Source organism: Salinimicrobium soli (assembly GCF_048323655.1).
Classification (GTDB): domain Bacteria; phylum Bacteroidota; class Bacteroidia; order Flavobacteriales; family Flavobacteriaceae; genus Salinimicrobium; species Salinimicrobium soli.
Genome location: NZ_JBLUWW010000007.1, coordinates 1 through 2953 on the forward strand (window position 1 = coordinate 1; position 2953 = coordinate 2953).

The following is a 2953-nucleotide window of genomic DNA, read 5'->3' on the forward strand; positions in this document are numbered from 1 at the left end:
AAGAAAACATGAGCAAGGGTACTTAGAAGCTTTAGGTTATCCGTCCCGACTCCGAAGAGTCGGGAACGAAGCGCACTAAGCTATACGGATTATTAGTATCACTCGGCTATGACATTGCTGCCTTTACACCTGTGACCTATCAACGTGGTAGTCTCCCACGATCCTTTAAAGAAATCTCATCTTGTGGTGGGTTTCGCGCTTATATGCTTTCAGCGCTTATCCCTTCCGAACGTAGCTACCCAGCAGTGCTCCTGGCGGAACAACTGGTACACCAGAGGTTCGTCCAACTCGGTCCTCTCGTACTAGAGTCAGATCCACTCAAATTTCTAACGCCCACTGTAGATAGAGACCGAACTGTCTCACGACGTTCTGAACCCAGCTCGCGTGCCACTTTAATGGGCGAACAGCCCAACCCTTGGGACCTTCTCCAGCCCCAGGATGTGACGAGCCGACATCGAGGTGCCAAACCCCCCCGTCGATGTGAGCTCTTGGGGGAGATCAGCCTGTTATCCCCGGAGTACCTTTTATCCTTTGAGCGATGGCCCTTCCATGCGGAACCACCGGATCACTATGCTCTACTTTCGTACCTGATCGACCTGTATGTCTCTCAGTCAAGCTCCCTTATGCCATTGCACTCTACGCACGGTTACCAAGCGTGCTGAGGGAACCTTTAGAAGCCTCCGTTACTCTTTTGGAGGCGACCACCCCAGTCAAACTACCCACCAAGCACTGTCCCCCGAGTTACGGGGTTAGGCTTCAAACAAGTAAAGGGTGGTATTTCAACAATGACTCCACGATACCTGGCGATACCGCTTCAATGTCTCCCACCTATCCTACACATCACTTGTCCAAAGTCAATACTAAGCTATAGTAAAGGTTCACGGGGTCTTTTCGTCCCACAGCGGGTAATCGGCATCTTCACCGATACTACAATTTCACCGAGCTCATGGCTGAGACAGTGTCCAGATCGTTGCACCATTCGTGCAGGTCGGAACTTACCCGACAAGGAATTTCGCTACCTTAGGACCGTTATAGTTACGGCCGCCGTTTACTGGGGCTTCAATTCAATGCTTCGCCGAAGCTAACATCTCCTCTTAACCTTCCAGCACCGGGCAGGTGTCAGGCCCTATACATCATCTTTCGATTTAGCAGAGCCCTGTGTTTTTGATAAACAGTCGCCTGGACCTCTTCACTGCGGCCCCGATTGCTCGGGGCGACCTTTCTCCCGAAGTTACAGGTCAATTTTGCCTAGTTCCTTAGCCATGAATCTCTCGAGCACCTTAGAATTCTCATCCCAACTACCTGTGTCGGTTTGCGGTACGGGCTGCTTTACTCGCTTTTCTTGGAAGTCGATCCTCAGGATTATCACCGCCGCCGTAGCTTTGGTGTACTATCGGAGTGTTACCACTTCCTTCAACGCACTATTCCGTCAGTGCGCACCTAATTTTCGCCTCCGTCACTTTTAACGCAAAGCAGGTACCAGAATATTAACTGGTTGTCCATCGACTACCCCTTTCGGGTTCGCCTTAGGCCCCGACTAACCCTCAGCTGATTAGCATAGCTGAGGAAACCTTAGTCTTTCGGTGTGCGGGTTTCTCGCCCGCATTATCGTTACTTATGCCTACATTTTCTTTTGTAACCGCTCCAGCATACCTCGCAGTACACCTTCTACGCTGTTACAATGCTCCCCTACCACTTATAACTAATGTTATAAATCCATAGCTTCGGTAGTATGTTTATGCCCGATTATTATCCATGCCGAACCGCTCGACTAGTGAGCTGTTACGCACTCTTTAAATGAATGGCTGCTTCCAAGCCAACATCCTAGCTGTCTAAGCAGTTCAACCGCGTTTTTTCAACTTAACATACATTTGGGGACCTTAGCTGATGGTCTGGGTTCTTTCCCTCTCGGACATGGACCTTAGCACCCATGCCCTCACTGATAATCATCATTTTATAGCATTCGGAGTTTGTCAGGAATTGGTAGGCGGTGAAGCCCCCGCATCCAATCAGTAGCTCTACCTCTATAAAACTAAATCATCGCTGCACCTAAATGCATTTCGGGGAGTACGAGCTATTTCCGAGTTTGATTGGCCTTTCACCCCTACCCTCAGGTCATCCCAAGACTTTTCAACGTCAACGGGTTCGGTCCTCCACTATGTGTTACCACAGCTTCAACCTGCCCAAGGGTAGATCACACGGTTTCGCGTCTACCACTACCAACTAAAACGCCCTATTCAGACTCGCTTTCGCTACGGCTCCACATCTTAAATGCTTAACCTTGCTGGCAACGGTAACTCGTAGGCTCATTATGCAAAAGGCACGCCGTCACATGTAAACATGCTCCGACCGCTTGTAAGCGTATGGTTTCAGGATCTATTTCACTCCCTTGTTCAGGGTTCTTTTCACCTTTCCCTCACGGTACTGGTTCACTATCGGTCTCTCAGGAGTATTTAGCCTTAGCGGATGGTCCCGCCAAATTCATACAGGGTTTCCCGTGCCCCGCACTACTCAGGATACCACTATGGTTAATGATCTTTACCTATACCGGGCTATCACCGTCTATGGCCACTCTTTCCAAAGTGTTCTAGTTCATTACACAACCAATGTCGTGGTCCTACAACCCCAACAAGCCCGTAAGCTTGCTGGTTTGGGCTAATGCGCGTTCGCTCGCCACTACTAGCGCAATCACTATTGTTTTCTTCTCCTCCGGGTACTTAGATGTTTCAGTTCTCCGGGTTCGCCTCCTTTCGGATACTATACCTTCAGTATAGTGGGTTGCCCCATTCGGATATCTGCGGATCAACCTGTATGTGCCAGTCCCCGCAGCTTTTCGCAGCTTATCACGTCCTTCATCGCCTCTGAGAGCCTAGGCATTCCCCATACGCCCTTATTTAGCTTATGTGCTTTTACCTAATATGCTCTTAATTATAATTTGCTCTATCTATAATTT

1 rRNA gene is annotated in these 2953 nt (G+C 49.2%); it reads right to left on the reverse strand.

Going from position 1 to position 2953, the window contains the following annotated elements:
• Positions 1-71: 71 nt before the first annotated feature.
• Positions 72-2906: ribosomal RNA gene (locus tag ACNORC_RS15215) — 23S ribosomal RNA — on the reverse strand.
• Positions 2907-2953: the final 47 nt, after the last annotated feature.